We start from the raw sequence: 22609 nt of genomic DNA, 5'->3' as shown, positions 1-22609 counted from the left end.
ACCGTCATAACCCCTCAGGGACTAACCGATTGTTAAGGGCAATCGTCCAAACAAGGGCAGAGCCGCACAGAATGTCGGTGAGTCGGAGGTAAGCGTGCAGCAGATCGGAACTGTCTGGGCAAGTTTGGACAGGCGCAAACAAATTATCGTGGCCGGTGCCGTGGCACTGGTGTTTCTGGGTGTGCTTGCGATGTCACGGATTGTGACAGCGCCGTCGATGACGCTGCTTTATGCGGGGCTCGAAAGCGGTGCAGCTGGGGATATCGTGCGGGCGCTGGACCAGCGTGGTGTGACCTATGAAATAAGGGGTGGCTCGATCTACGTCCCCGGCGTTCAGCGGGATGAGTTGCGGATGACTTTGGCTAGCGAGGGCCTGCCTGCGAACGGCAATCGCGGTTACGAACTGCTGGATTCGCTCAGCGGCTTTGGCACTACGTCGCAGATGTTTGATGCCGCCTATTGGCGCGCAAAAGAAGGAGAGCTGGCGCGCACGATTGTGGGCAGCCCGCATGTCAGCAAGGCCCGGGTGCACATCGCCAACAGCTCCTCCAACCCGTTTCAGCGCAGCATAGCACCAACCGCTTCGGTTTATCTGGTCCCGTCGGGTGCACCGATTAACGGAGATCAGGCAAAGGCGATCCGGTTTTTAGTGGCGTCGGCGGTTAGCGGGCTGGCATCGGAAAACGTCACTGTGATTGATTCGAATGGGGCCGTGATTGGCGCGCAGGACACGGCGGTGGCAGCCGATACTGCAGATGATAAGGCGCGCCAATTGCGTGAGAAAGTTCTACGTCTGGTCGAAGCCCGGGTCGGGGCCGGCAACGCGGTGGTTGAGGTCAGCGTAGATACGGTGACCGAAACCGAGTCTATCCGGGAACGTCGCTTTGACCCCAAAGGCCGTGTTGCAATCAGCACGGATGTTGAAGAACGGTCGGACAGTGCGCGTAATCAGTCGGCGGATGTGACAGTGGCGTCGAATTTGCCGGATGGCGACGGGGCCGGAGGCGATGAATCCAATTCGAATGCCACTCAGACCCGCGAACGGGTGAATTATGAGGTGTCAGAGACCGAGTTGGAAGTTCATCGCGCGCCAGGTGCGATCAAACGTCTGACTGTCGCGGTGCTGGTCAATGGTGTTCGAGCGGCAGGTACAGATGGCGTCGAGATTTTTGAACCCATGCCGCAGCCCGAGCTTGATGCACTGCAAGAGCTTGTGGCTTCTGCGGTCGGGTTTGATGCTGAACGCGGCGACGTCATCACACTGAAATCGCTCGACTTGCCCATGGTTGAACCCCAGGGAACGTTGGTGTCCGGGTCGATCTGGCAGAACATGCATATCGACGCTATGTCGCTAATCCAGATGGTGGTTTTGGCGCTGGTTTCCCTTGTTTTGGGTCTGTTTGTCATACGGCCAATTCTGACGAAATCTGCGGCATCGGCGCTGCTGCCAGCAGGTGCACCGGTCGAGGTCGCCCCAGCGCCTTCCCTGACCGGGGAAATTGCGACCGCAGATGCGCCGGACTTTGCACCGCTCGCGGATGCGGCGCAGCCGAATGTTCCGGCGATTGCCGCTGCGCGTGGGGAAGATCCTGTCGACCGTTTGCGCGCCATGATCGGCGACAAGCAGGAAGAGACGGTAGAGATCCTGCGCAGCTGGCTTGAAGAAGGCGAGGAGAAGGTGTGATGTCGATCGCTCATCTTCTTGAAGACTTCACCGCCCCTGCGGCTGGGGTGGCCGTACATCTACTGGATGAAGACGCACTGGAAGAACAGCGGCTTGCTGCATTTGAACAAGGCTATGGGGCGGGCTGGGAAGATGCGGTTCAGGCGCAGGAACAGACTGGCACACAGCTAAGCTCCGATCTGTCGGCGACGTTATCCGACCTGTCCTTTACCTATCAAGAAGCATTGACCCGCATGACCCTGTCGCTGGAACCGATGTTCCAGAGCCTGGTTCAGACTATTCTGCCTGAGACGATCGAGCATGGCTTTGCGAAGCGATTGACCGAGCAGATTTGCGACATGGCGCGTGAGCAGGTCGGCCAGCCACTGCAGCTGACTGTTCCGGCGGGCACTTCGGATCAGGTCGAGGCGATGCTGCCGCAGGATATCTCGCCGCGTCCCCAGGTCATCGAGGATGTCTCGCTCCAGCCGGGACAGGCGCGATTGCAGGTGGGGATCGCCCAACGCGAGGTGGACTGCGCTGCCTTGCTCTCATCCATTGCTGCAGCGTTCGACGCATATCTGTTTGAAGCAAAAGAGGCTTTGTCAAATGAGTGATCCTCAACCACCGAAACCCGAAAAACCCAACCCGTTCGAGACAGTTCCGATCGAAGTCACCGTCTCAGTCGGGCGTGCGCGGCCTTTGATCCGTGACCTGTTGAGCATGGGTGAAAATGCCGTACTGACACTGGACAAGCGGATCGAGGATCCGGTTGACCTCTATGTCGGGGATCAATTGGTCGCGCGCGGTCTGTTGGAAGAGATGGAGGGCGACCAGTCCGGGCAACTGGCTGTACGGCTGACCGAAATCTCGGATCTGCAGAACGGGATCGGATGATGCGCTACCTTTTTTGGCTGGCATTTTTGCTGGTCATACCCTCCGGTGGCGCGGCGCAAGAACTGTCGCTGTCCCTGGGCGAGGGCGGGTCGATCTCGGCCCGGACCATCCAGTTGATTTTGCTGATCACGGTGCTCAGCCTGGCACCGGGACTGGCGATCATGATCACCTGTTTCCCGTTTTTGATCACGGTTTTGGCGATCCTGCGGCAAGGAATCGGCTTGCAGCAGTCACCGCCAAATATGTTGATCGTCAGTCTGGCGCTGTTTCTGACCTATTTCGTCATGGAGCCGGTTTTTACCGAGGCGTGGGAGACCGGGATTCAACCGATGGTCGAGGAAACGCTTGACGTAGAGCCTGCGCTGGAACGCGCGCTGGTGCCGTTTCGCAGTTTTATGGCAGCGCGTATTGATGCCGACACGTTTCAGGCCATGGCAGACCTGCGCCCGGATGATGCTGCGATCCAACTATCGCCCGAGGCCCCGTTATCCGTGCTGATGCCGTCCTTCATGTTGTCGGAAATCGCGCGGGCCTTTCAGATCGGGTTCCTGATTTTCCTGCCTTTCCTGATAATCGATCTCGTTGTCGCAGCGGTTTTGATGTCGATGGGAATGATGATGGTGCCCCCGGCTACGGTCTCGCTGCCGTTCAAATTGGCGTTTTTCGTCATCGCTGATGGCTGGGCCTTGATCGCCAGCGCCTTGGTGCGCAGCTATGCGCCATGACTATTGCCGTGTGATCTGTAGTCGGGCGCGCAGACCCTGATCTCCGGCCTCGAAACTCAGCGTTCCGCCATGTTGTTCGGCAACGGTGCTGACAATTGTCAGGCCCAATCCGAACCCGTCCGAAGATCCGATGTTTGATCCGCGCTGGAACGGTGCCAGTAGCGCCTCGATATCCGCGACCGATAGGTCGGTGCCCTTGTCTTCGACGATGATCGTGGCGGTCTGAGCATCAGTTTCCAGTTCAACCTCGGCGTGACGACCGTATTTCAGGGCATTATCGATCAGATTGGACAAAGCTCGTTTCAATGCGATGGGCTGACCCGTCACCAGGATGCGCCGCGTTTCCGGCAGCGACGCATGCCCACGGCGTGACATGAATACAGACGACGCGCTTTCGACGACAACGGGATCAACGGCTTTCAACGACACAGGCCGGTCCATATCCTGATAATCGGCCACAAGCGATTCAACCAGCGAGGTCAACGATATCTGGCGCGGTTCCTCGACGCTGAGTTCCGATCGCGTGTAAGTAAGCACGCTTTCTATCATGCCGGTCATCTGGTCCACGTCGGCCTCGAGCTTTTCGCGCAACTCGCCATCGGGAATCAGCGCCGCACGCAGCCGGACGCGGGTTGCAGGTGTCCCCAGATCGTGGCTGACACCCGACAGTACAATGGCGCGTTTCTCAAGCTGCGCACGTTCGGCATCGAGGTGATCATTCACCGCAGTCACGATATCGCGCAGCTCTTCGGGCCCGTCCGCGTCATAGCTTTGCGGCCCGCCGCGACGTCGGCGGTCACCAAGTGCCTGAGCAAAGCGTGCGAAACTGTCAGAAACATTCCCGACCGAGGTCAGAAGCACCGCCAAGGACACAATTCCCAGCAATATCGCGGGCAAACGCAGATCAACCGGCGCAGCCTTACAGCCCCAGATTTCGGTGCCGTCGACTTGCTGCCAGACTCCGCGCCCGAATTGCGCGATCAGGATAGGTTCGCTGCAATATGTGGCCAACAGACGGGTCAGGTTCCCCATCTTCTCGGGGCCGGTCTGATCGCTGCCAGATACGATGTCTGAAACCGGATAGACCAGTCGATCCGATAACACCGCAAGCGTCAATTCGCGGCCACTCAGGGGGGCTGAACTATCGGTCAGAATCGAAAGATTGGTGACAAAGCGGCGATCCGCAAAGCCGGGCATTTGCTGGAACGCTCCCCTGTCAGCAAGCGCGGCTGCCTCGGTTGGCAATGGGTTGATCAATAGGCCGGGTGGCGGCGCCATCCCCGTTCGCAAGTCTTCGTATATGGTGAAACCGGCAACAAATGCTGCGGTCTGATACCGGTTCCAAGCCTGTGCCGAGGTGAACCACATCCCGGCAGCCACCAGCCCCGCGACAAAGGCGGACAGGGTCCAGAGCCACCCAATACTGCGCAGGCGCAGGGTCATGCGTCCTCATCCACCATAACGTCAGCGGTAAACAGATAGCCAACACCGCGCTCGGTGCGCAGCATCTGGGGGTCTTTCGGGTTGGCCTCGATTTTCGACCGCAACCGCCCCACCAGCATATCTATGGCACGGCCTTGCGCCTCGGGCTTGTCGGCCTCACCGGTTACATCCAGTGCGGCGGCGATCTCATCACGGGTCAGCGGAATATGCGGGTTCGCCAGCAAAACCTTCAGCAGGGCGGTCTCCCGTTGGGACAGGGAAACCAGATAGCCTTCGGGCGAATGCACCTCGTCCCGTTTGCCGTCAAAGACCCAGCCGTCAAAGTGAAAGGTGCGCGTGCGGCGGCGGTATGCCAGCGAAGGCGTGCGTCGGGCGCGTTGCATCACTGCACGGACGCGGGCCAGCAACAGTTGCGGGTTGAATGGTTTGGCGATGTAATCGTCTGCTCCAACCTCATATCCTGCCATGCGCTGATGATCCGCCGACAGGGCCGAGACCAGAATGATCGGTACATCCTGTTCGGCCCGCAACCGGGCACAGATCTCGACGCCGTTTTCATCGCCCAGCATCACGTCCAACAGGATCAGGTCGATCCGCCCCGAGGTTAGATGCGTGCGTATTTCACTTTCGGAACTGGCAGGCAGAGCAATATACCCGTTCTGCTGAAAGAACTGGGTCATCATCGACCGCATCTCCGAATCGTCGTCCACCACCAGGAGCCGGGGAATGCCCACTCTGTTTCTCCTCCTCAGGGTTCTCCGTCGCCGCCAATTGTAACGAATGGAAACGGATTCAAGGCCAACGTAACACGGGGTAACAAAAGCGGTGAAAATTTCCACCTTGTCAGGATATTGCACTGCATTCTGCGTTGCCATGCAGCAATTCGTTAGCGCTATATCGCGTATGGCCGCCCTTGGGGTGGCACCGAATTCTCAGGGAGGAGAACAAAAAATGAAGCGTTTTGCATTTGCCACCGTGTCGACATTGGCCGTAGTGGCCGGGTCGGCTGTTGTGGCTGAACCAAAGGCCGAAGTTCTGCACTGGTGGACATCCGGTGGTGAGGCGAAATCGGTCGCGGTTCTGCAGGAAGAGTTCGCCTCGAACGGCGGCACATGGACCGATATGCCGGTCGCAGGTGGCGGCGGCGATGCGGCCATGACTGCGCTGCGGGCCCGGGTTCTTGCGGGCAACGCGCCGACTGCTGTTCAGCTGAAAGGACCTGCCATTCAGGAATGGTATGAAGAAGGCGTTTTGGCTGACATTTCATCCGTGGCAGAAGCCGAAGGCTGGGCCGATGTCCTGCCAGCATCGATTGCAGGCCACATGATGTGCGAAGGTACGTGGTGCGCAGCACCCGTGAACGTGCACCGCATCGACTGGATCTGGGCCAATGCTGACGTTCTGGCCGCCAACGACATTGAAATGCCCACAACATGGGAAGAGTTCAACGCCGCTGCCGAAAAACTGCAGGCTGCCGGAGTGATCCCGTTGGCCCATGGTGGCCAGTCGTGGCAGGACGCCACCGTGTTCGAAGCGGTAGCTCTGGGTGTGGGTGGCCCCGAATTCTATCAAAAAGCCTTTGTTGATCTGGACCCCGAGACGCTGACCTCGGACACCATGGTGCAGGTCTTTGATCAGATGCGCACCCTGCGCGGTTATGTGGACGAAAACTTCTCAGGCCGCGACTGGAACCTTGCCACCGCCATGGTGATGAATGGCGAAGCAGCCTTCCAAATCATGGGTGACTGGGCCAAGGGCGAATTCCTGGCGGCTGGCAAGAAGCCCGGCGAAGACTTCCTGTGTGCCTCGACCCCCGGCGACGGATATCTGTACAACGTCGACAGCTTCGCCATGTTCGAAGTGGAAGGTGACGACAACCGCGCTGGTCAGGAATTGCTGGCCAAGCTGATCGTCGCGCCGAAATTCCAGGAAGTGTTCAACCTGAACAAGGGCTCGATCCCTGCGCGGACTGATGTGGCGCTGGATGCGTTCGACATCTGCGCGCAAATCTCGGCCGAAGATATGGGTTCGACCTCGGCAGGCGGTTCGCTGCTGCCGTCTTATGCCCATGGCATGGCGCTGCGCGGGTCGCAGGCCGGTGCGATTACGGATGTTGTGACCGCACATTTCAACTCGGATATGTCCTCGGCTGACGCGGTTCAGCAACTGGCGGACGCGGTAGCAAACAGCTACTGATCCAATACGCTCTGCCCCCTATAGTGAGGGGCAGAGCATCTTTCCCCGGAGGCTAAAATGTCCGAATGGCTGGAAAACCACCTGCCCAAGGTGGTGCTGGCACCGTCGTTCATCGCCGTATTGATCTTTGTCTACGGATTTATCGGATGGACCGCATGGGTGTCGCTAACCCGATCGAAACTACTGCCGAAATACGAGATCAAAGGCTTCATTCAGTATGAACGCCTGTTCGACTCACCCCGCTGGGATACGGCGATCAACAACCTGTATATCTTTGGCGCGCTGTTCATCGTGATCGCGATGGTACTGGGCCTGTTGCTGGCCATCCTGCTGGATCAGAAGATCCGCGTCGAAGGCGCGATCCGGACGATCTACTTGTACCCGATGGCGTTGTCGATGATCGTGACCGGTACGGCGTGGAAGTGGATTTTGAACCCGGGCCTGGGCATCGAATCCATGGTGCAGGGGTGGGGCTTTCCGAATTTCGAATTCGACTGGCTGGTGAACCCTGACTATGCGATCTACACTATCGTGATCGCCGCGATCTGGCAGAGTTCCGGCTTCGTCATGGCGTTGTTTTTGGCCGGTTTACGTTCGGTCGATGGCGAGATCATCAAGGCCGCACAGGTCGATGGTATCCCCACTTGGCGCATCTATACGGCGATCATCATCCCTTCGATGGCCCCGATTTTCCTGTCTGCTTTCATCGTGCTGGCGCACCTCGCAATCAAAAGCTTCGACCTTGTCATCGCCCTGACTGGTGGCGGTCCGGGCTACGCAACCGATCTGCCCGCTACTTACATGTACGCCATGGCGTTTTCGCGCGGCGATATTGGTCAAGCAGCCTCGTCCGCGATGATCATGATGCTGGTCGTCTTTGCCATCGTGGTTCCCTATCTTTACTCAGAGCTGAGGGCGAAAAATGACTGATCTGTCGATGCCCCAAACACAAACCCGCACCCAAAGCGCTACGGGCAAGATTGCCCTGCGTTGGTTGCTTTATGTCCTGCTTGGCCTGTTTGCACTGTATTATCTAATGCCGCTCTTCGTGATGTTGACGACATCATTGAAAAGCCTTGAGGAAATCCGCACCGGCAGCCTGATTTCGCTGCCGCGAGAGGTCAGCTTTGACGCCTGGAAAACCGCATGGTCCGGCGCTTGTACCGGTATCCAGTGTGAAGGTTTGCGACCCTATTTCTGGAACTCGGTTCTGATCGCAGTGCCTGCGGTATTTTTGTCGACCCTGTTGGGTGCGCTGAACGGCTATGTCGTGGCGCAATGGCGGTTCAAAGGGGCCAATATCATCTTCTCGCTGATGCTGTTCGGTTGCTTCATCCCGTTCCAAGTTGTTCTGCTGCCAATGGCACGTCTGCTGGGTATGATGGGGATTGCCGGAACCATTCCGGGCCTGATCTTTGTCCATGTGATCTACGGGCTGGGCTTCACCACGCTGTTCTTCCGCAACTACTATGTCACCATTCCGGCCGAGCTGACCAAGGCGGCGCGGGTTGATGGGGCCGGCTTCATGCGGATCTTCTGGTCGATCTTCCTGCCGCTGTCGCTGCCCATCATCGTGGTGACCGTGATCTGGCAGTTCACGCAGATCTGGAACGACTTCCTGTTTGGCGTGTCGTTCAGCCAGGCAGGGACACAGCCCGTAACTGTTGCGCTCAACAACATCGTAAACTCCACCACCGGCGTCAAAGAATACAACGTCGACATGGCTGCCGCGATCATCGCAGGGCTGCCGACGCTGCTCGTCTATGTCGTTGCCGGTAAGTATTTCATCCGCGGCCTGACCGCTGGCTCAGTGAAGGGATAAGACCCATGGCTCCCATCCTTGATATCAACAAACTCTACAAGAATTACGGCGCGACCGAGATTCTGAAAGACATCAACATCTCGATTGAACCGGGCGATTTCCTGGTGCTTGTCGGCCCCTCGGGCTGCGGTAAGTCTACGCTGCTGAACTGCATTGCGGGACTGGAAGAGATCACCGGTGGCACATTGTCCATCGGCGGCAACGACATGACCCATGTCAGCCCCAAGGATCGCGACATCGCGATGGTGTTCCAGTCTTACGCTTTGTACCCGACCATGTCGGTGGCCAAGAACATCACCTTCGGCATGAAAGTGCGCGGCGTCGATCAGGCCACGCAGGAAGCTAAGCTGAAAGACGTCGCCTCCTTGCTGCAGATCGAGCCATTGCTGAACCGCCGCCCCAGCCAACTGTCGGGTGGTCAGCGTCAGCGGGTCGCGATGGGCCGGGCGTTGGTGCGCGACCCCAAGCTGTTCCTGTTCGATGAACCGCTGTCGAACCTTGACGCCAAGCTGCGGGTCGAGATGCGGACCGAGATCAAGAAGCTGCACCAGACACTGGACGCCTCCATTGTTTATGTCACCCACGACCAGATCGAAGCGATGACGCTGGCCACCAAGATCGTGGTCCTGAAAGGCGGGGTCGTGCAGCAGATCGGTACTCCGGCCGAGATCTACAACAACCCGGCCAACCTGTTTGTGGCGGATTTCATGGGCTCACCTGCGATGAACCTGATCCCGGCACAGGCATCGAACAATGGCTCGGGGACGCAAATCTCGATCGCGCGCGAATCCGGTGAAACGCTGGTTCTGAACGATGCACGCGATTTGTCTCTGCCGCAGGATGTCATCCTTGGTCTACGCCCTGAAGATATCGCCGAGGCGGGGTTCCGCGCTGGCGCAGGCGTGCAGGAAGCCGCCTGCATGGTCGATATGGTCGAACCCGCAGGGGCAGATACCTATGTGGTGTCGGAATTGGGTGGCAAGCAGGTCACGGCGCGGCTGCATGCTGAAACCAGCGCGCAGGCCGGTCAATTGCTGAACCTGGCGTTCGACATGAGCAAGGTGTCCTACTTTGCCAAGGAAACGGGTGAACGGCTGAATTAAGTTGCCGTTGGCCCGCACCAACCCGGGGTGGGCCATAGCAATCACGGTCGGTTTTGGCCGGTTAATTTGAAATATGCTATCTTGGGACGTAGCGAAGGGAGGCGCGCTATGTCCGATCCGTACTCCGATCTGGCCGGGCAGGATATCTCGGTCCAAGAGCGTATCGCCGAAGCTATGGAAGCGCGGTGTCTGGAGCCGGCGCAGAAAGAGATCAGGGATAGCTATCTAAGTGATCTGATTGTCCCTGAGGGCGGGTTCGCGGTTGAGCTGGGTTCAGGCACCGGGCACATCACGCAAGAGCTGCTGTCTGTCGGCGGGGTGGAGCGCGCGCTCGGCATTGAGCCCTCACCGGTTATGGTCGAACGTGCGAGAAACAGCTTCGCCAGCGAGAGCAATCTTGTTTTTGAAACCGGCGATGCAAAGGCAACCAGGCTTGAAGATAGCTCAGCAGACCTTGTTCTGGCGCATACACTGTTGTGCCATGTACCCGGCCCCGAAGATGTGGTTTCCGAGGCCTTTCGGATACTGAAACCGGGCGGGATATTCGCGATTTGCGATGGGGACTACGATACCGCCACAGCGCAGATTGCCGATTTTGATCCTTTGGATCAACTCATTCGGTTCATGATCAATCAGAACGTCACAAACCTCTGGATCATGCGCCAGATTGGCGGTGCACTCTCTCAAGCAGGTTTTGAGTCGGGCCGTCGCCGGGGACACGGTTATGTGGCCGAAGGAGAGGCGACTTACTTTCTGACCGTTATCGACCGTGGTGCGGATCGAATGGCCGAGACCGGGTTGTTAGCGCCTGAAACGGCACAGGCGCTGAAATCCGAGGCCCGGGCGCGTGTGTCTGCAAACACGTTTTTTGGCTACATGTCTTATGTCAGCCAGATCGCGCGCAAGCCTGCAACCTGAACAAAAAAGCCACCGCGCGAACGGGTCGAGCGGTGGCCGGCGTAGGGTAATACCTATGATCAGCCAGTCTTTTTCAGATCCTTGATCAGGCGATTCAGGTCGCCGCCGCGCGCATCCAGCATTGCGCCAATCTCTGTGCGCTCGGTCAGCAACAAATTCACACCTTCGATGAACATGTTGTAGAACTTGCCACGGCCCGATTTGTCGGACACCAGGAATGTCACTTCGAACGGGGATGAGCCGCGCAATTTGACCGAGGTTCTGACCTCGTATCCGGTCTTGATCTTGCGCGCGTTACGCACGGTGACCTCACCGCCGATGAACTCGCGGAACCGGCGACCATATTTGCGCGAAATATAGCCTTCGAACGCTTTGGTGAACTGACGCAGCTGTGCGGATGAGGCTGTACGTGCATCCGCCCCCAGCGCATAGCGGGCCATGATCGGCACATCACCGTATTGCACAAAGATCTTTTGAAAATCACGCAGCATGGCATTTTCGGATTTACCCGAGTCAATGATACGCGTGATATCGGCCACAACGCTGTTGACCAGCTGTTTGGCCTGTGCTTCGGTCAGCGCGAACGCGGGCAGAGGCAATGCGGCAACTGTCATCCCGGTCAGGGCGGTGGCCACAAAACGGCGTCGGTTCAACAGGTTATTCGGCATAGGGGTCCTCGTACGGGTCAAGATAGGGGTCTCTGACAGGGTCGGTCCCGGTGGTGGCGTAGGGATCGTCATACAGACCCAGATAGGCGTCTTCATCATCCCTTGCCAGTTCAAAGCGGCGATTTTGCAGGTAGATCGTGCGCGCTTGCGCGTAACTGTCTGCACTTTCGTACAGAATCGAATCAACTGTATCCGAGAACCGACCGCGATCTCCCATCCGCCGCACGACCTCGGCATAGACACCAATATTGTCGACCGGGCGGGTCGGGCTAAAGTTGATCGGATTCGAGAACAGGTTGACCACAACGCCGACCGCATCGCGCGCGGTGGACGGGCCGTAGAAGGGCAGTTCCACATAAGCACCTTCGCCCACGCCCCAGACATGCAGGGTTTCGCCGAAATCAGTATCAACAGGCGGCAGGTTTAGCTCATCCGCCGGGGCTGACAGGCCAAAGCCGCCCACGGTCGAGTTGATCAGAAAGCGCAGCAGCGCATTGCCGGACTGTTTCAGATTGCCTTGCAGCAGATAGTCCAGCGCCTGCCCGGGCATCGTCAGGTTTTCGGCAAAGTGATTGAAACTGGTAACCATCGGATCTGGTACGATCTTCACATAGCCTTTCGAGGCCGGTCGGAACAGGAATCGGTCCACACCCAGATTGAACTTGTGAATGCCCCGGTTGGTCCCTTCATAGGGGTCAAAAATCTCACCCCGCGCCGCTGCGTCCTGAGGCTGCGTCGCGCATGCCGATAGGACCGTCAGGATGCCGACTAAGATCAGGTGCTTCAGACGAATGTAACTTGGCACTGTCTTCGTTACTCCGAAAATTGCCCAGCGGTATCCGGGCCTTCAATCAATACAGCCTTTGCACCCTTGGTGGCGCAATTGGTCTCACATAGAGGTTTCGCGCAGGATTTGAAACAACAACTCGCGTTTACCTCAGCCGATGGGGCGACGTAAAGTGACACGAATTCAACACTTCCTGAATAAGAGAAGACCTGCCCAGTTTGCAGGCAATGGGAAAAATCCCGCTTTCACGCTTTCGGAAACAGGTTTTCCCGGGTAGCGTCCGCGCTGAATCACTACGAGATGAGGATCAATCATATGAGCATCGCAGCAAAACTGGACAGCCTGGGTGTCAGCCTGTCGGACGCACCTGCTCCGGCAGCGAACTACGTTCCTTTCGTGCGCATCGGCAACATTGTCTACGTGTCGGGCCAGATCTCCAAGGCGGATGATCTGATCACTGGCAAGCTCGGTGATGATATGGATGTTGAGGCAGGCGCCGCTGCAGCCAAAGTCTGCGCCATCAACCTGTTGGCTCAGGTCAAAGCGGCTTGTGGTGGCGATATCGACAAGCTGGTGCGCGTGATCAAGCTGACCGGTTTTGTAAACTCGACCGCTGATTTCACAGAACAGCCGAAGGTGATCAACGGGGCCTCCGACTTCCTGGTCGAAGCGCTGGGCGACGCCGGTCGTCATTCGCGCTCGGCCGTCAGCGCAGCCTCATTGCCTTTGGGTGTTGCCGTTGAAATCGAGGGTATTTTCGAGGTTCAATGAAACCGTCCCTTCCGTCTGAGTTCCTGCAGCGCCCGATAGCACATCGCGCGCTGCATGACATTTCTGATCAGCGGCCCGAGAATAGCCGGGCCGCCATTCGTGCCGCAATTGACGCCGGTTATGGGGTCGAGATTGATCTGCAACGCACCCGTGACAATCGGGCCATGGTGTTTCACGACTATGACATGACACGTCTGACCGGGCAGCCCGGACCGATCCAACAGATCACCGAGACACAAGCGCGGGCCCAGACGCTTCTGCATTCTGACGGTGAAGGTATCCCCTCGCTGGAAGAGGTGCTGGGCCTTGTTGCGGGACGGGTGCCCTTGCTCATCGAGTTGAAGGATCAAGATGGTGCAATGGGCCCCGATATCGGTGCTTTGGAAGCAGATGTTGTAAGCGCACTGAAAGACTATGAAGGCCCGGTCGCGCTGATGTCGTTCAACCCGCATTCAGTCGCAGAGATTGCGCGCCTTGCGCCACATTTGCCGCGCGGTCTCGTTACCAGTTCTTACGAGCCCAAAGTCGAGCTTCTGCCGCAAGCCGTCTGCGATCATCTGCGCAACATCCCGGATTTCGACCGCGTTGGAGCCAGCTTTATCAGCCATGAAGTCATCGATCTTGACCGCCCCCGGGTCGCTGAGTTGAAGGCACAGGGTGTGCCGATCCTGTGCTGGACCGTGCGCTCGCTTGAACAAGAAGCAGAGGCACGCAAGGTTGCCGATAATGTTACGTTCGAAGGCTATCTGGCCGAACATCCCGCTTGATCCCGGCGCGCGCGATCACAGATAAAGGTGCAGCGCGGAGGGGATATGGATCAGGCACAGATTGAGGTTCGGGTTCTGACATCGGTCTCGCAGATTTCCGCGAGCGACTGGGACAGTTGCGCCTGCCCCGAGGTTGCCGATGGCGGGCGACCGTTTGATCCGTTCACGACACATCGGTTTTTGCTTGCCCTGGAAGAAAGCGGCTCGGTCGGGCGCGGTACTGGCTGGCAGCCGCAATACCTGACAGCCTATCTGGACGGGATGCTGATTGCGGCAGCCCCGATGTTTGCCAAGTCGCACTCCCAAGGTGAATACATCTTCGACCATAGCTGGGCTCATGCCTATGAAAGCGCGGGCGGGCGATATTATCCCAAGCTGCAGATCGCGGTGCCCTTCACACCCGCGACTGGCAGGCGTTTTTTGGTGCGACCCGGCTACGATGCTGTCGGGATCTCGGCGCTGGTGCAAGGAGCGGTGCAACTGGCCGCCGAGAATCGAATTTCCTCGCTGCACGCTACTTTCTGCACCGAGGCCGAAGCGCTGGCAGGTGAGCAGATGGGCCTGATGGTCCGCCACTCGCAGCAGTTTCACTGGCTCAATGATGATTACGCCGATTTTGACGAGTTTCTGGCTGCGCTGTCCTCGCGCAAACGCAAGAATATCAAGAAGGAACGCACGCAGGCCTGTGATTTCGGTGGGCAGATTCGAACAATCACCGGCGATGATCTGCGACCCGAGCATTGGGACGCGTTCTGGCGGTTCTATCAGGATACCGGCGCGCGAAAATGGGGCTCGCCCTACCTGACGCGACAATTCTTTGATATCGCTCAGGAAACCATGACGGATGACATCGCCTTGGTGCTGGCCGAACGCAATGGATACCCCGTCGCCGGTGCGTTAAATTTTGTCGGGCGGGAAACGCTGTATGGCCGGTATTGGGGCTGTGTCGAACATCACCCCTGCCTGCATTTCGAACTGTGCTATTATAGGGCGATCGACTTTGCCATTGCGGAAGGTCTGGCGCGGGTTGAGGCCGGTGCGCAGGGCGAGCACAAGCTGGCGCGCGGCTATCTGCCAACCCGCACGCATAGCTTGCATTGGGTTGGCGATCCGGGTTTTGCTGATGCGGTTCAGAAATATCTGGACGCCGAGTCCCACGCAGTGGGAGAAGAGATCGAGATTCTGACGGATTATGGCCCGTTCAGGAAATCGAACCCGGAGGAACAGCAATGACCGAACTTCTGTCAACCGAGACCCGCGGCCCGCTGCTGGACCCGCTGTTCAGAAATGGCTGGACCATGGTCGAAGACCGCGATGCGATCACCAAGACCTTCATCTTCGATAATTTTGTCGCCGCCTTTGGCTGGATGACGCAGGTGGCGATCTGGGCCGAGAAATGGAACCACCACCCCGAATGGTCGAATGTCTACCGCACGGTCGAGGTGGTCCTGTCGACCCATGATGTTGGCGGTCTGTCTGCACAAGACGCCAAGCTGGCGCGTAAGATGGACAGCCTGCTAACGGTCTCCGCGTGAACCCGTCCCACCGGCCAGCAATGTTGCCGTTCCCAGCTGCTTGAATTCTGCCGGGGTGATCGTGCCGTCGCTGACATTGATATTGCCCGGAATTCTGATTGTACGGGTGCCGACGGACCGCACGCTGCGGGCCGCCGGATTGATGTCGAGACACCGATTTTCATAACAGGTCAGACCGCTGGTATTGATCTGAATCTGCACCTGACCATCAGGGCCGCTGATCACCGGGGATTGCTGTACGTCACATGCGGCCAAAGCCACCAGGCTACCGAGGCAGATCCATTTATTCATGACACGCTCCTGCCAACCAAGTTGGCGTTCAATCTAAGAGACCGTTGCCATCCTTATCCGCAGCGTCAAAATCGTTCTGCATCTGGCTGACATACTCTGCCTTTGAGATAAGACTGTCGCCATCCCGGTCAACGGCTTCGAACTGTTTGATATCCAAGAACGGTTTTGCTTCGCTCAGGCCCAGAGTGCCGTTCTTGTCTTCGTCCATTGCCTGAAATGCATAGTCCGAGAAGGCGTTGAATTCGTCCTTGGACAGGAAGCCGTCATTGTTGGTGTCGATGTTATTCAACTCGGCCTCGTGCAGTTCTGCGACAGTCTCGGCGTTTGCAGCAGCAGCCATCACGAATACGGTGGTGATAATCAATACTCGTTTCATCTCAAATCTCCTCAGCACGCGTAACGTTCGCCAGACACGCCACCCGCAGCGGCGCCCGCCGCCGTCAGGATGGTCTTGCCTGAACCACCGCCAAATTGATTGCCGATCACTCCACCGATCAGAGCGCCGCCTATGGTACCACTCAGGCAGGCGATCTCGTGCTGTCGGGCGGCCTGTTGTTGGGGGGTGGGTGCAGGGCCGCACGCCGCCAGGGCCCCGGCGGTGCCAAGAAACAATGTAAGCAATTTCAGTCGCATCAATGAACTCCCGAGTTGTATGGGCCAAGTATTGGCGCTTCGGGGCGTTGCATCAAGTTAAATGCGTTTCAAGTGGCCCCGGTCAAACCGGGGCCGACAGGGATCAGATACTATCAAGCAGTCCTTCACCAGCCGAGACCTCACAGACACCGGGGTTTTCTTCCAGATTCATCGCCACAACCTTGCCGTCTTCAACCAGCATTGCATAGCGTTTGGAGCGTGCAATCAGGCCTACGGGCGGGGCGTCGAAATCCATGCCGATGGCCTTGGTAAACTCGGACGCTGCATCGGCCAGCATGGTCAGCCCGGCCGCTGTTGCACCGGTGCTTTCTCCCCAGGCGCCCATCACGAAAGGGTCGTTGACCGAGATACAGATGATTTCTTCTACACCCTTGGCATCGAACTGGTCCTTGGTCCGCATGAAGCTTGGTACATGAGCGGTTGTGCAGGTTCCGGTGAACGCACCGGGTACAGCGAAGATCACAACCTTGCGCCCTCTGGTCTTGTCTGAAATCCGAACCTCCTCGGGGCCTTCGGCACCCATCTGGATCAGCGTGGCCTCGGGCAGCATGTCACCTGTTGCAATCATTTTTACGCTCCTGTCATTTGGATTTGCAGAGTCGGGCTTTGCCGCAATATAGGTGGTCGAAACAAAGTAACCACGTGAATTCTGCAGGGTGAGCGAAACATGAGCCATATTGTCGTGATCGGGGCAGGGCAGGCCGGTGCTTCTTTGGTAGCACGGCTGCGCAAGGACGGGTTCGAAGGTGACATCACCCTGATCGGAGCCGAGCCGCATTTGCCCTACCAACGCCCGCCCTTGTCCAAGGCTTACCTGTTGGGCGAGATGGAGCTGGAGCGCCTGTTCTTGCGGCCCGAGAGCTTCTATGCCGAAAACAATATCACCCTACGGTTGGGTCAACGTGTGACGGCGATTGATCCAAAGGCCAAGACGGTGACCCTCGGCGATGAGGTGATCACCTATGATGAACTGGCGCTGACCACTGGGTCCGACCCACGCCGCCTGCCCGCAGCGATCGGGGGCGATCTTGAGGGTGTCCATGTGGTGCGAGATCTCGCCCATATCGACGAGATGGAACCTCGGGTATCGGATGGCGCCCGCGCGCTGATCGTTGGTGGCGGCTATATCGGGCTTGAAGCCGCCGCCGTTTGTGCCAAGCGCGGGGTCAGGGTGACCTTGGTCGAGATGGCCGACCGCATCCTTCAGCGTGTTGCGGCGAAAGAGACAAGCGACTACTTTCGCACGCTGCACACCGAATACGGGGCCGACATTCGTGAGGGCGTCGGGTTGGATCGTCTGGTTGGTGAAAACGGCAAAGTGAAGGGTGCTATTCTGACCGACGGCACCGAGCTTGAGGTGGATTTCGTCGTGGTTGGCGTCGGCATCGCGCCGTCGATTCAATTGGCTGAAATAGCCGGGTTAGAGCTGGATAACGGCATCAAGACCGACGCCCATGGCCGCACCTCAGATCCGTCGATCTGGGCGGCGGGCGATTGCGCGTCGTTCCCGCATGGCGAAGGCCGTATCCGCCTGGAAAGCGTGCCGAACGCCATTGATCAGGCCGAGGTCGTGGCCCAGAACATGTTGGGCGCGGCTAAGGATTACACTGCAACGCCATGGTTCTGGTCCGATCAGTATGACGTCAAGCTGCAGATCGCCGGGCTGAATACCGGCTATGACCGTGTGGTGACTCGCAAGGGTGAGGGCGCGACGGTGTCCTTCTGGTACTACAAGGGCGATCAGCTGATCGCGGTCGACGCGATGAATGACCCGCGCGCTTATATGGTCGGCAAACGCCTGATTGATGCGGGCAAGACCGCTGATCCGGCTGTTGTTGCCGACCCAGAAGCGGACCTGAAACCGCTGCTCAAAGCGTGAGGATCATCGCCGGAGACTTCCGGGGCCGGGCTCTGACTTCGGTTGGCAAAGGCGATGCCGGTGCGCATCTTCGCCCGACCACTGACCGGGTAAGGGAAAGCCTGTTCAACGTTTTAAATCATCAGATCGACTTCGACGGCTTGCAGGTTCTCGACCTTTTTGCGGGCACCGGTGCATTGGGACTAGAAGCGCTGTCTCGCGGCGCGTCCCACGTCACGTTTGTCGATGATGGGAGGGTCGCGCAGGGTCTGATCCGCAAGAATATCGGCCTGACCGGAAGCGCTAGCCAGGCCACTTTGATCCGGCGGGACGCGACCCGTTTGGGCGAAAACCCGGGCGCTGTTTGTGATCTGGTTTTTCTGGATCCGCCTTACGGAAAAGCTCTGGGTCAAAGGGCACTGGCCGCCGCCACCCAAGGTGGTTGGCTGTCTGATGACGCTCTGATCGTCTGGGAAGAAAGCACCCCAATGACTGCGCCCGAGGGCTTTACGCTGCACGACGCGCGGAAATATGGCGACACGCATATCTCGCTGATGTGGCGCACAGGGGGCTGAGATGCACGATTTGGTTATCTTTGATTGCGACGGCGTTCTGGTCGATAGCGAGGTTTTGTCCAATCAGGTCATGGTCGACAATCTCGCTGGCCATGGTCTGCACTTGTCCTTAGCCGAATGCATGTCCCTGTTTGTCGGCGGCACCATGACCGGTGTGCGCGACAAGGCGCGCGAGCTGGGGGCTGATCTGCCGGATGACTGGACTGATCAAATCTATGCGGAAATCTACGAGACGCTGAAAGCAGGCACGCCTCTGGTCGCGGGTATCCGTGAATTGCTGGCGCAACTGGATGCAAGCGACATTCCATACTGTGTCGCCTCAAATGGGCGGCCTGAGAAAATGAAGATCACTTTGGGCCAGAATGGTCTTTGGGAGCGTTTTCAAGATGTGATGTTTTCGGCTCAGGTGCTTGGAACGGGCAAGCCCGACCCGACCCTGTTCCTGACCGCTGCCCAGCATTTCGGCGCAACGGTGCCGGTTGTGATCGAAGACAGCGAAAACGGTGTCACCGCAGCAATGCGCGCCAATATGCGCTGCCTGGGCTATGCGGCCCATGATGATGGTGCTCGATTGGAAGAACTAGGGGCCGAAGTGTTCTCCGACATGTTACATGCGCCCAAGCTTTTGGGACTTTGAGCCATAAACGTGTTATGCTTGGTCCATGGACCGCGCTATCACACCTCCGCTCTGGGCTTTTTCGAAAGACGCCGACACCACAACTGGGCCACCGCCCAAACCGATGCGCGCGCCGGTGTTCATTCACGACGCGGTCATCCCGTGGCGGGATGAAACCTTACTGCTGAAGCTATTACGCGATCAGGCGACCGATCAGGACGAATAGGTCGGGTGATATTTGCCGCCCGGTGACAAGGTGAAAATCTCAACCCCATCTGCGGTCACACCGACCGAATGCTCGAACTGCGCCGACAGCGATTTGTCGCGGGTCACGGCAGTCCAGTCATCGGACAGTGTCTTGGTTTCGGGACGCCCCAGATTGACCATCGGCTCGATGGTAAAGAACATGCCCTCTTCCAACACAGCTCCGGTACCCGGACGACCATAGTGCAGGACATTTGGTGGCGCGTGGAACACCCGGCCCAGACCGTGGCCACAGAAATCGCGTACAACGCTCATCCGATGCGCCTCGACATAGGCCTGAATGGCGTGGCCGATATCGCCGAAGGTATTGCCCGGCTTGACCATCTCGATACCCTTGAACAGTGCGTCGTGGGTCACCTGAATCAGCCGTTCGGCCTTGCGCGGCAATTTACCCGCCACATACATGCGCGACGTATCACCGAACCAGCCATCAACGATGACGGTCACGTCGATATTCAGAATGTCGCCATCCTTCAGCTTTTTGTCACCCGGAATGCCGTGACACACCACGTGGTTCACGCTGATGCAGCTGGCGTGCTGATAACCCTTGTAGCCAATGGTTGCCGATTCCGCACCTGCATCCTCGACCATCTGAGTGATCAGCCCGTCAATCGCACCGGTGGTCTGGCCGACAAAAACATGTTCAGCAATGTCATCCAATATCCGCGCAGCCAGCGCCCCTGCCGCATGCATGCCGGCAAAGTCACTCTGTTCATAGATGCGGATACCGTCTTTGGTCAGACGGCCACGATGTTCTTTCATCGGTGCGGGACTCCAAATATTTCACGCAGCACTTCTTTTACGCTGCTTGTGCAGAAAGTACCAGAGGGCTCGGTTTTCAACTAGTAAATAGGGTCTATCAAAGAAGTTTCTAGCCCGCGCCCCATTGCCGAGCGGGCTCAACCCAGACGCCTTCGGGCGTGATCCGAGTTCCAACGACAAAGCGTTCAACCCCTATCGCCGCCTCAAACGCCGCCGCATAGGCTGGGTCAATATCATCGGCCAGTGCAAACCGATCGCAATCGGTCCTTTGCACCAGATAAAGCATGATCGCCCGGTGGCCTTGTACGGCCATCTTTGCCAGTTCGCCCAAATGTTTGGTGCCGCGTGCGGTGACGCTGTCGGGAAACTCGGCGAGGCCCGCTTGGCGAGAGAGGGTGACGCTTTTGACCTCGACATAAGCATCGGGTAGGCCCGGCCCGGTCAGCAGGAAATCGATACGGCTGTTTTCACCGTATTTGACCTCGGGGCGCACGGTTTCATAGGCGGCCAGCTCGGGGATTTCACGCGCCTCTAGCGCCAACCGAAGCGCCTTGTTGGGGACTGATGTGTCGACCCCTGTGAAATGCCCGTTCTCATGATCGACCAGCCGCCAGCCGTATTTCAGCTTTTTCTTCGGATCGTCGTTGGGCTCCAGCCAGATTTTCTCACCCGGTTCTGCGAGCCCCATCATTGAGCCCGGATTGGCGCAATGGGCTGTCACCTCGCGCCCGTCTTCCAGCCTGCAGTCTGCCAGAAAGCGTTTGTAGCGGCGGATCAGTCGAGCGGGGACAAGGGGGGTTTCAAATTGCATGGCCAAGGGCCTATACCTGCCCTAACGGTCGATCAAGAGGGAGGGCGCGTCATGGCCAATCCAACCGCTGCAATGTTGGTGATCGGGGATGAGATCCTCTCGGGCCGCACCCGCGATGCCAATATGCATTATCTGGCTGGAGAGCTGACCAAACACGGCATTGACCTGAAAGAGGTGCGCATTGTCAGCGATGATGCACCCGCGATTGAGGCAGCCGTAAGGGCGCTATCAGAGGCCCATGACCATGTGTTTACCAGTGGTGGTATTGGTCCGACCCATGACGACATCACCGCTGACTGCATCGCCCGTGCCTTTGGCGTGCATATCGATGTTCGCGACGACGCGCGTGCATTGCTTGAGGCGCATTACGAGAAATCCGGGCTGGAACTGAACGACGCTCGCCTGCGCATGGCGCGTATTCCGGAAGGGGCCGAATTGATCGACAACCCGGTCTCGACCGCGCCCGGCTTTACCATCAACAACGTCCATGTCATGGCCGGGGTGCCTTTGGTTTTTCAGGCCATGGTTGCGAGTGTTCTGCCTTCGCTCATCGGAGGTAGCCCGCTTTTGTCGCAGACGCTGCGTGTGGATCGGGGTGAAGGCGATATTGCAGCAACTTTGGCCGCACTGGCCAAAGACTTCGGCGATCTTTCGATCGGCTGTTATCCGTTTCAGACGAATGGCGTCTTCGGAGCCAACGTCGTCGTGCGCGGCACCGAGGGTGGACGGATCGATGCCGCTATGACCCGCCTTGCGAAAGAGATCGAGCTTTGAATCCCGATTGGGCCGCCGTTGTCGATGGCACATGGCCTGCCGCCGGCTATCAAACGCAAGGCCCATTTCGACTGCGGCAAGGACAGGGCGGAGGTTCACGCGTTTCTGCCGCCAATCGCACCGGGGACGTCACCAGCGCCGATATCGATGCGGCCGAAAGCGCCATGCAGGCGATGGGTCAAAAACGCATCTTCTGCCTGCGTCCGGGGGATGAGGCGCTGGATGCAATGCTTGCGCAACGCGGCTACGACATCCTTGATCCGGTCAATATTTATTCCTGCCCGGCGCAGCAGTTGACCGATATCCCGATCCCGCGCGTGACTGTTTTCAACATCTGGGAACCGCTGGCCATCATGCGTGAGATCTGGGCGCAGGGCGGTATCGGCCCCGAACGGATTGCGATCATGTACCGGGCACCGGGCCCAAAGACCGGCCTTTTGTTGCGCCACAGCGATCAGCCCGCAGGAACCGGCTTCGTGGCGATCCATGAAGGTATCGCGATGGTTCACGCGCTGGAAATCCTGCCGGATCACCGCCGCAAGGGGTTGGGCCAGTGGGCCATGCGCGCCGCGGCCTTTTGGGCGCTGGACAATGGCGCGCAGACGCTTAGCGTGATCTGTACCAAGGCGAACGCGGGGGCCAATGGCCTCTACCACTCGCTTGGGATGAAGATCGTCGGAGAATACCACTATCGCCAGCGCGTCTGAGG

29 protein-coding genes are annotated in these 22609 nt (G+C 58.2%); 19 read left to right on the top strand and 10 right to left on the bottom strand.

Translation table 11 applies throughout. The annotated features are described in order from the left end of the window. Window positions 1–94 precede the first annotated feature (94 nt). The 4 genes from fliF to fliP are packed head-to-tail and all read left to right on the top strand — an operon-like array spanning window position 95 to window position 3285. Window positions 95–1684: a flagellar basal-body MS-ring/collar protein FliF gene (gene fliF / locus ACR0EN_RS09500; protein WP_170819184.1), complete on the top strand. Its 1590-nt coding sequence runs from the start codon at window positions 95–97 to the stop codon at window positions 1682–1684. Further along, the gene (locus tag ACR0EN_RS09495) at window positions 1684–2280 is read left to right on the top strand and encodes an ABC transporter ATP-binding protein (RefSeq protein ID WP_480586394.1); all 597 of its coding nucleotides are present in this window, start codon (window positions 1684–1686) and stop codon (window positions 2278–2280) included. Before fliF ends, ACR0EN_RS09495 begins: the two co-directional genes overlap by 1 nt. Then, window positions 2273–2560: a FliM/FliN family flagellar motor switch protein gene (locus tag ACR0EN_RS09490; protein WP_170394848.1), complete on the top strand. Its 288-nt coding sequence runs from the start codon at window positions 2273–2275 to the stop codon at window positions 2558–2560. Before ACR0EN_RS09495 ends, ACR0EN_RS09490 begins: the two co-directional genes overlap by 8 nt. Continuing rightward, entirely contained in the window at window positions 2557–3285 is a 729-nt protein-coding gene (gene fliP, locus ACR0EN_RS09485; RefSeq protein WP_480586391.1) for a flagellar type III secretion system pore protein FliP, read from the top strand. The genes ACR0EN_RS09490 and fliP overlap by 4 nt, the downstream gene beginning before the upstream one ends. On the opposite strand, the gene ACR0EN_RS09480 is transcribed toward fliP, so the two are convergent. Both ACR0EN_RS09480 and ACR0EN_RS09475 read right to left on the bottom strand, forming a co-directional pair. Then, complete coding sequence (locus ACR0EN_RS09480) at window positions 3286–4728, bottom strand: sensor histidine kinase (protein ID WP_170598324.1); 1443 nt, start codon at window positions 4726–4728, stop codon at window positions 3286–3288. It abuts the gene before it with no gap. Beyond that, window positions 4725–5462 (bottom strand): response regulator transcription factor, encoded by a 738-nt coding sequence (locus ACR0EN_RS09475; RefSeq protein ID WP_170408540.1) that lies wholly within the window; start codon window positions 5460–5462, stop codon window positions 4725–4727. The genes ACR0EN_RS09480 and ACR0EN_RS09475 overlap by 4 nt, the downstream gene beginning before the upstream one ends. Window positions 5463–5679: 217 nt before the next feature. Here ACR0EN_RS09475 and ACR0EN_RS09470 point away from each other — a divergent pair, with 217 nt between their 5' ends. From ACR0EN_RS09470 to ACR0EN_RS09450, 5 genes are all read left to right on the top strand, one after another. Next, entirely contained in the window at window positions 5680–6924 is a 1245-nt protein-coding gene (locus tag ACR0EN_RS09470; RefSeq protein ID WP_480586388.1) for an ABC transporter substrate-binding protein, read from the top strand. Window positions 6925–6981: 57 nt separating this feature from the next. After that, window positions 6982–7854 (top strand): carbohydrate ABC transporter permease, encoded by an 873-nt coding sequence (locus ACR0EN_RS09465; RefSeq protein WP_039543053.1) that lies wholly within the window; start codon window positions 6982–6984, stop codon window positions 7852–7854. Further along, window positions 7847–8746, top strand: a complete 900-nt coding sequence (locus tag ACR0EN_RS09460; RefSeq protein ID WP_170408537.1) for a carbohydrate ABC transporter permease — start codon at window positions 7847–7849, stop codon at window positions 8744–8746. Before ACR0EN_RS09465 ends, ACR0EN_RS09460 begins: the two co-directional genes overlap by 8 nt. Window positions 8747–8751: 5 nt before the next feature. Continuing rightward, on the top strand, window positions 8752–9849 hold the full coding sequence (locus ACR0EN_RS09455; RefSeq protein ID WP_170408536.1) for an ABC transporter ATP-binding protein: 1098 nt from the start codon (window positions 8752–8754) through the stop codon (window positions 9847–9849). Between the two features lie 108 nt (window positions 9850–9957). After that, the gene (locus ACR0EN_RS09450) at window positions 9958–10767 is read left to right on the top strand and encodes a methyltransferase domain-containing protein (RefSeq protein WP_480586385.1); all 810 of its coding nucleotides are present in this window, start codon (window positions 9958–9960) and stop codon (window positions 10765–10767) included. Window positions 10768–10826: 59 nt separating this feature from the next. Here the strand turns inward: ACR0EN_RS09450 and ACR0EN_RS09445 are convergent, their stop codons facing one another. Further along, on the bottom strand, window positions 10827–11435 hold the full coding sequence (locus ACR0EN_RS09445) for an MlaC/ttg2D family ABC transporter substrate-binding protein (RefSeq protein ID WP_170408534.1): 609 nt from the start codon (window positions 11433–11435) through the stop codon (window positions 10827–10829). Beyond that, a complete protein-coding gene (locus ACR0EN_RS09440; protein WP_480586382.1) occupies window positions 11425–12240 on the bottom strand; it encodes an MlaA family lipoprotein in 816 nt (271 codons plus the stop codon). The genes ACR0EN_RS09445 and ACR0EN_RS09440 overlap by 11 nt, the downstream gene beginning before the upstream one ends. A 297-nt stretch (window positions 12241–12537) precedes the next feature. Here ACR0EN_RS09440 and ACR0EN_RS09435 point away from each other — a divergent pair, with 297 nt between their 5' ends. From ACR0EN_RS09435 to ACR0EN_RS09420, 4 genes are read left to right on the top strand one after another with little or no spacing between them, the layout of a single operon-like run. Further along, window positions 12538–12993, top strand: coding sequence for a RidA family protein (locus tag ACR0EN_RS09435; protein WP_170394820.1), 456 nt, complete (start codon window positions 12538–12540; stop codon window positions 12991–12993). Continuing rightward, window positions 12990–13760, top strand: a complete 771-nt coding sequence (locus ACR0EN_RS09430; protein ID WP_480586379.1) for a glycerophosphodiester phosphodiesterase family protein — start codon at window positions 12990–12992, stop codon at window positions 13758–13760. The genes ACR0EN_RS09435 and ACR0EN_RS09430 overlap by 4 nt, the downstream gene beginning before the upstream one ends. A 45-nt stretch (window positions 13761–13805) precedes the next feature. Next, on the top strand, window positions 13806–14993 hold the full coding sequence (locus ACR0EN_RS09425; protein WP_170408531.1) for a GNAT family N-acetyltransferase: 1188 nt from the start codon (window positions 13806–13808) through the stop codon (window positions 14991–14993). Continuing rightward, window positions 14990–15295 (top strand): 4a-hydroxytetrahydrobiopterin dehydratase, encoded by a 306-nt coding sequence (locus tag ACR0EN_RS09420; RefSeq protein WP_170394812.1) that lies wholly within the window; start codon window positions 14990–14992, stop codon window positions 15293–15295. Before ACR0EN_RS09425 ends, ACR0EN_RS09420 begins: the two co-directional genes overlap by 4 nt. Here ACR0EN_RS09420 and ACR0EN_RS09415 read toward each other — a convergent pair. The 4 genes from ACR0EN_RS09415 to ACR0EN_RS09400 all read right to left on the bottom strand — a co-directional run bounded on the left by ACR0EN_RS09415 (window position 15278) and on the right by ACR0EN_RS09400 (window position 16808). Beyond that, window positions 15278–15586 (bottom strand): hypothetical protein, encoded by a 309-nt coding sequence (locus tag ACR0EN_RS09415; protein WP_170408530.1) that lies wholly within the window; start codon window positions 15584–15586, stop codon window positions 15278–15280. The two genes, ACR0EN_RS09420 and ACR0EN_RS09415, sit on opposite strands and share 18 nt — an antisense overlap. 28 nt (window positions 15587–15614) lie before the next feature. Then, window positions 15615–15962, bottom strand: coding sequence for a penta-EF hand family protein (locus tag ACR0EN_RS09410; RefSeq protein WP_170626752.1), 348 nt, complete (start codon window positions 15960–15962; stop codon window positions 15615–15617). A gap of 11 nt (window positions 15963–15973) precedes the next feature. Further along, window positions 15974–16219 (bottom strand): glycine zipper 2TM domain-containing protein, encoded by a 246-nt coding sequence (locus ACR0EN_RS09405; protein WP_170394802.1) that lies wholly within the window; start codon window positions 16217–16219, stop codon window positions 15974–15976. Window positions 16220–16322: 103 nt separating this feature from the next. Next, window positions 16323–16808 carry a redoxin family protein gene (locus tag ACR0EN_RS09400; RefSeq protein WP_480586376.1) on the bottom strand — a complete coding sequence of 162 codons (486 nt, stop codon included), beginning with the start codon at window positions 16806–16808 and terminating at the stop codon, window positions 16323–16325. Between the two features lie 99 nt (window positions 16809–16907). On the opposite strand from ACR0EN_RS09400, the gene ACR0EN_RS09395 reads away from it, so the two are divergent. The 4 genes from ACR0EN_RS09395 to ACR0EN_RS09380 are packed head-to-tail and all read left to right on the top strand — an operon-like array spanning window position 16908 to window position 19515. Beyond that, window positions 16908–18119, top strand: coding sequence for an NAD(P)/FAD-dependent oxidoreductase (locus ACR0EN_RS09395; protein WP_480586373.1), 1212 nt, complete (start codon window positions 16908–16910; stop codon window positions 18117–18119). After that, a complete protein-coding gene (gene rsmD / locus ACR0EN_RS09390; RefSeq protein ID WP_480586370.1) occupies window positions 18116–18673 on the top strand; it encodes a 16S rRNA (guanine(966)-N(2))-methyltransferase RsmD in 558 nt (185 codons plus the stop codon). Before ACR0EN_RS09395 ends, rsmD begins: the two co-directional genes overlap by 4 nt. A gap of 1 nt (window position 18674) precedes the next feature. Next, window positions 18675–19310, top strand: a complete 636-nt coding sequence (locus ACR0EN_RS09385) for an HAD family hydrolase (RefSeq protein ID WP_170408526.1) — start codon at window positions 18675–18677, stop codon at window positions 19308–19310. A gap of 25 nt (window positions 19311–19335) precedes the next feature. Continuing rightward, complete coding sequence (locus ACR0EN_RS09380) at window positions 19336–19515, top strand: hypothetical protein (RefSeq protein ID WP_170394788.1); 180 nt, start codon at window positions 19336–19338, stop codon at window positions 19513–19515. On the opposite strand, the gene map is transcribed toward ACR0EN_RS09380, so the two are convergent. Further along, complete coding sequence (map, locus tag ACR0EN_RS09375; RefSeq protein ID WP_170394785.1) at window positions 19503–20315, bottom strand: type I methionyl aminopeptidase; 813 nt, start codon at window positions 20313–20315, stop codon at window positions 19503–19505. The two genes, ACR0EN_RS09380 and map, sit on opposite strands and share 13 nt — an antisense overlap. 109 nt (window positions 20316–20424) lie before the next feature. Then, a complete protein-coding gene (gene sfsA / locus ACR0EN_RS09370) occupies window positions 20425–21126 on the bottom strand; it encodes a DNA/RNA nuclease SfsA (RefSeq protein WP_170626756.1) in 702 nt (233 codons plus the stop codon). 51 nt (window positions 21127–21177) lie between these two features. Between sfsA and ACR0EN_RS09365 the strand changes: the two genes are divergently transcribed. Then, window positions 21178–21900: a molybdopterin-binding protein gene (locus ACR0EN_RS09365; protein WP_170394779.1), complete on the top strand. Its 723-nt coding sequence runs from the start codon at window positions 21178–21180 to the stop codon at window positions 21898–21900. Further along, entirely contained in the window at window positions 21897–22607 is a 711-nt protein-coding gene (locus tag ACR0EN_RS09360; RefSeq protein ID WP_170636559.1) for a GNAT family N-acetyltransferase, read from the top strand. The genes ACR0EN_RS09365 and ACR0EN_RS09360 overlap by 4 nt, the downstream gene beginning before the upstream one ends. The last annotated feature ends 2 nt before the right edge of the window (window positions 22608–22609 follow it).

Source organism: Ruegeria sp. AB7 (assembly GCF_056542625.1).
This window is presented reverse-complemented; position numbering and strand designations above follow the sequence as displayed.

Coding starts and splice junctions, on each gene's coding strand:
- ACR0EN_RS09385 (WP_170408526.1), top strand. CDS start 18,675: ATGCACGATTTGGTTATCTTTGATTGCGACGGCGTTCTGGTCGATAGC.
- ACR0EN_RS09365 (WP_170394779.1), top strand. CDS start 21,178: ATGGCCAATCCAACCGCTGCAATGTTGGTGATCGGGGATGAGATCCTC.
- fliP (WP_480586391.1), top strand. CDS start 2,557: ATGATGCGCTACCTTTTTTGGCTGGCATTTTTGCTGGTCATACCCTCC.
- ACR0EN_RS09445 (WP_170408534.1), bottom strand. CDS start 11,435: ATGCCGAATAACCTGTTGAACCGACGCCGTTTTGTGGCCACCGCCCTG.
- sfsA (WP_170626756.1), bottom strand. CDS start 21,126: ATGCAATTTGAAACCCCCCTTGTCCCCGCTCGACTGATCCGCCGCTAC.
- ACR0EN_RS09395 (WP_480586373.1), top strand. CDS start 16,908: ATGAGCCATATTGTCGTGATCGGGGCAGGGCAGGCCGGTGCTTCTTTG.
- ACR0EN_RS09470 (WP_480586388.1), top strand. CDS start 5,680: ATGAAGCGTTTTGCATTTGCCACCGTGTCGACATTGGCCGTAGTGGCC.
- ACR0EN_RS09420 (WP_170394812.1), top strand. CDS start 14,990: ATGACCGAACTTCTGTCAACCGAGACCCGCGGCCCGCTGCTGGACCCG.
- ACR0EN_RS09400 (WP_480586376.1), bottom strand. CDS start 16,808: ATGATTGCAACAGGTGACATGCTGCCCGAGGCCACGCTGATCCAGATG.
- ACR0EN_RS09465 (WP_039543053.1), top strand. CDS start 6,982: ATGTCCGAATGGCTGGAAAACCACCTGCCCAAGGTGGTGCTGGCACCG.
- ACR0EN_RS09450 (WP_480586385.1), top strand. CDS start 9,958: ATGTCCGATCCGTACTCCGATCTGGCCGGGCAGGATATCTCGGTCCAA.
- ACR0EN_RS09460 (WP_170408537.1), top strand. CDS start 7,847: ATGACTGATCTGTCGATGCCCCAAACACAAACCCGCACCCAAAGCGCT.
- ACR0EN_RS09415 (WP_170408530.1), bottom strand. CDS start 15,586: ATGAATAAATGGATCTGCCTCGGTAGCCTGGTGGCTTTGGCCGCATGT.
- ACR0EN_RS09495 (WP_480586394.1), top strand. CDS start 1,684: ATGTCGATCGCTCATCTTCTTGAAGACTTCACCGCCCCTGCGGCTGGG.
- map (WP_170394785.1), bottom strand. CDS start 20,315: ATGAAAGAACATCGTGGCCGTCTGACCAAAGACGGTATCCGCATCTAT.
- ACR0EN_RS09435 (WP_170394820.1), top strand. CDS start 12,538: ATGAGCATCGCAGCAAAACTGGACAGCCTGGGTGTCAGCCTGTCGGAC.
- ACR0EN_RS09490 (WP_170394848.1), top strand. CDS start 2,273: ATGAGTGATCCTCAACCACCGAAACCCGAAAAACCCAACCCGTTCGAG.
- ACR0EN_RS09380 (WP_170394788.1), top strand. CDS start 19,336: ATGGACCGCGCTATCACACCTCCGCTCTGGGCTTTTTCGAAAGACGCC.
- ACR0EN_RS09430 (WP_480586379.1), top strand. CDS start 12,990: ATGAAACCGTCCCTTCCGTCTGAGTTCCTGCAGCGCCCGATAGCACAT.
- ACR0EN_RS09455 (WP_170408536.1), top strand. CDS start 8,752: ATGGCTCCCATCCTTGATATCAACAAACTCTACAAGAATTACGGCGCG.
- ACR0EN_RS09405 (WP_170394802.1), bottom strand. CDS start 16,219: ATGCGACTGAAATTGCTTACATTGTTTCTTGGCACCGCCGGGGCCCTG.
- ACR0EN_RS09425 (WP_170408531.1), top strand. CDS start 13,806: ATGGATCAGGCACAGATTGAGGTTCGGGTTCTGACATCGGTCTCGCAG.
- ACR0EN_RS09410 (WP_170626752.1), bottom strand. CDS start 15,962: ATGAAACGAGTATTGATTATCACCACCGTATTCGTGATGGCTGCTGCT.
- ACR0EN_RS09480 (WP_170598324.1), bottom strand. CDS start 4,728: ATGACCCTGCGCCTGCGCAGTATTGGGTGGCTCTGGACCCTGTCCGCC.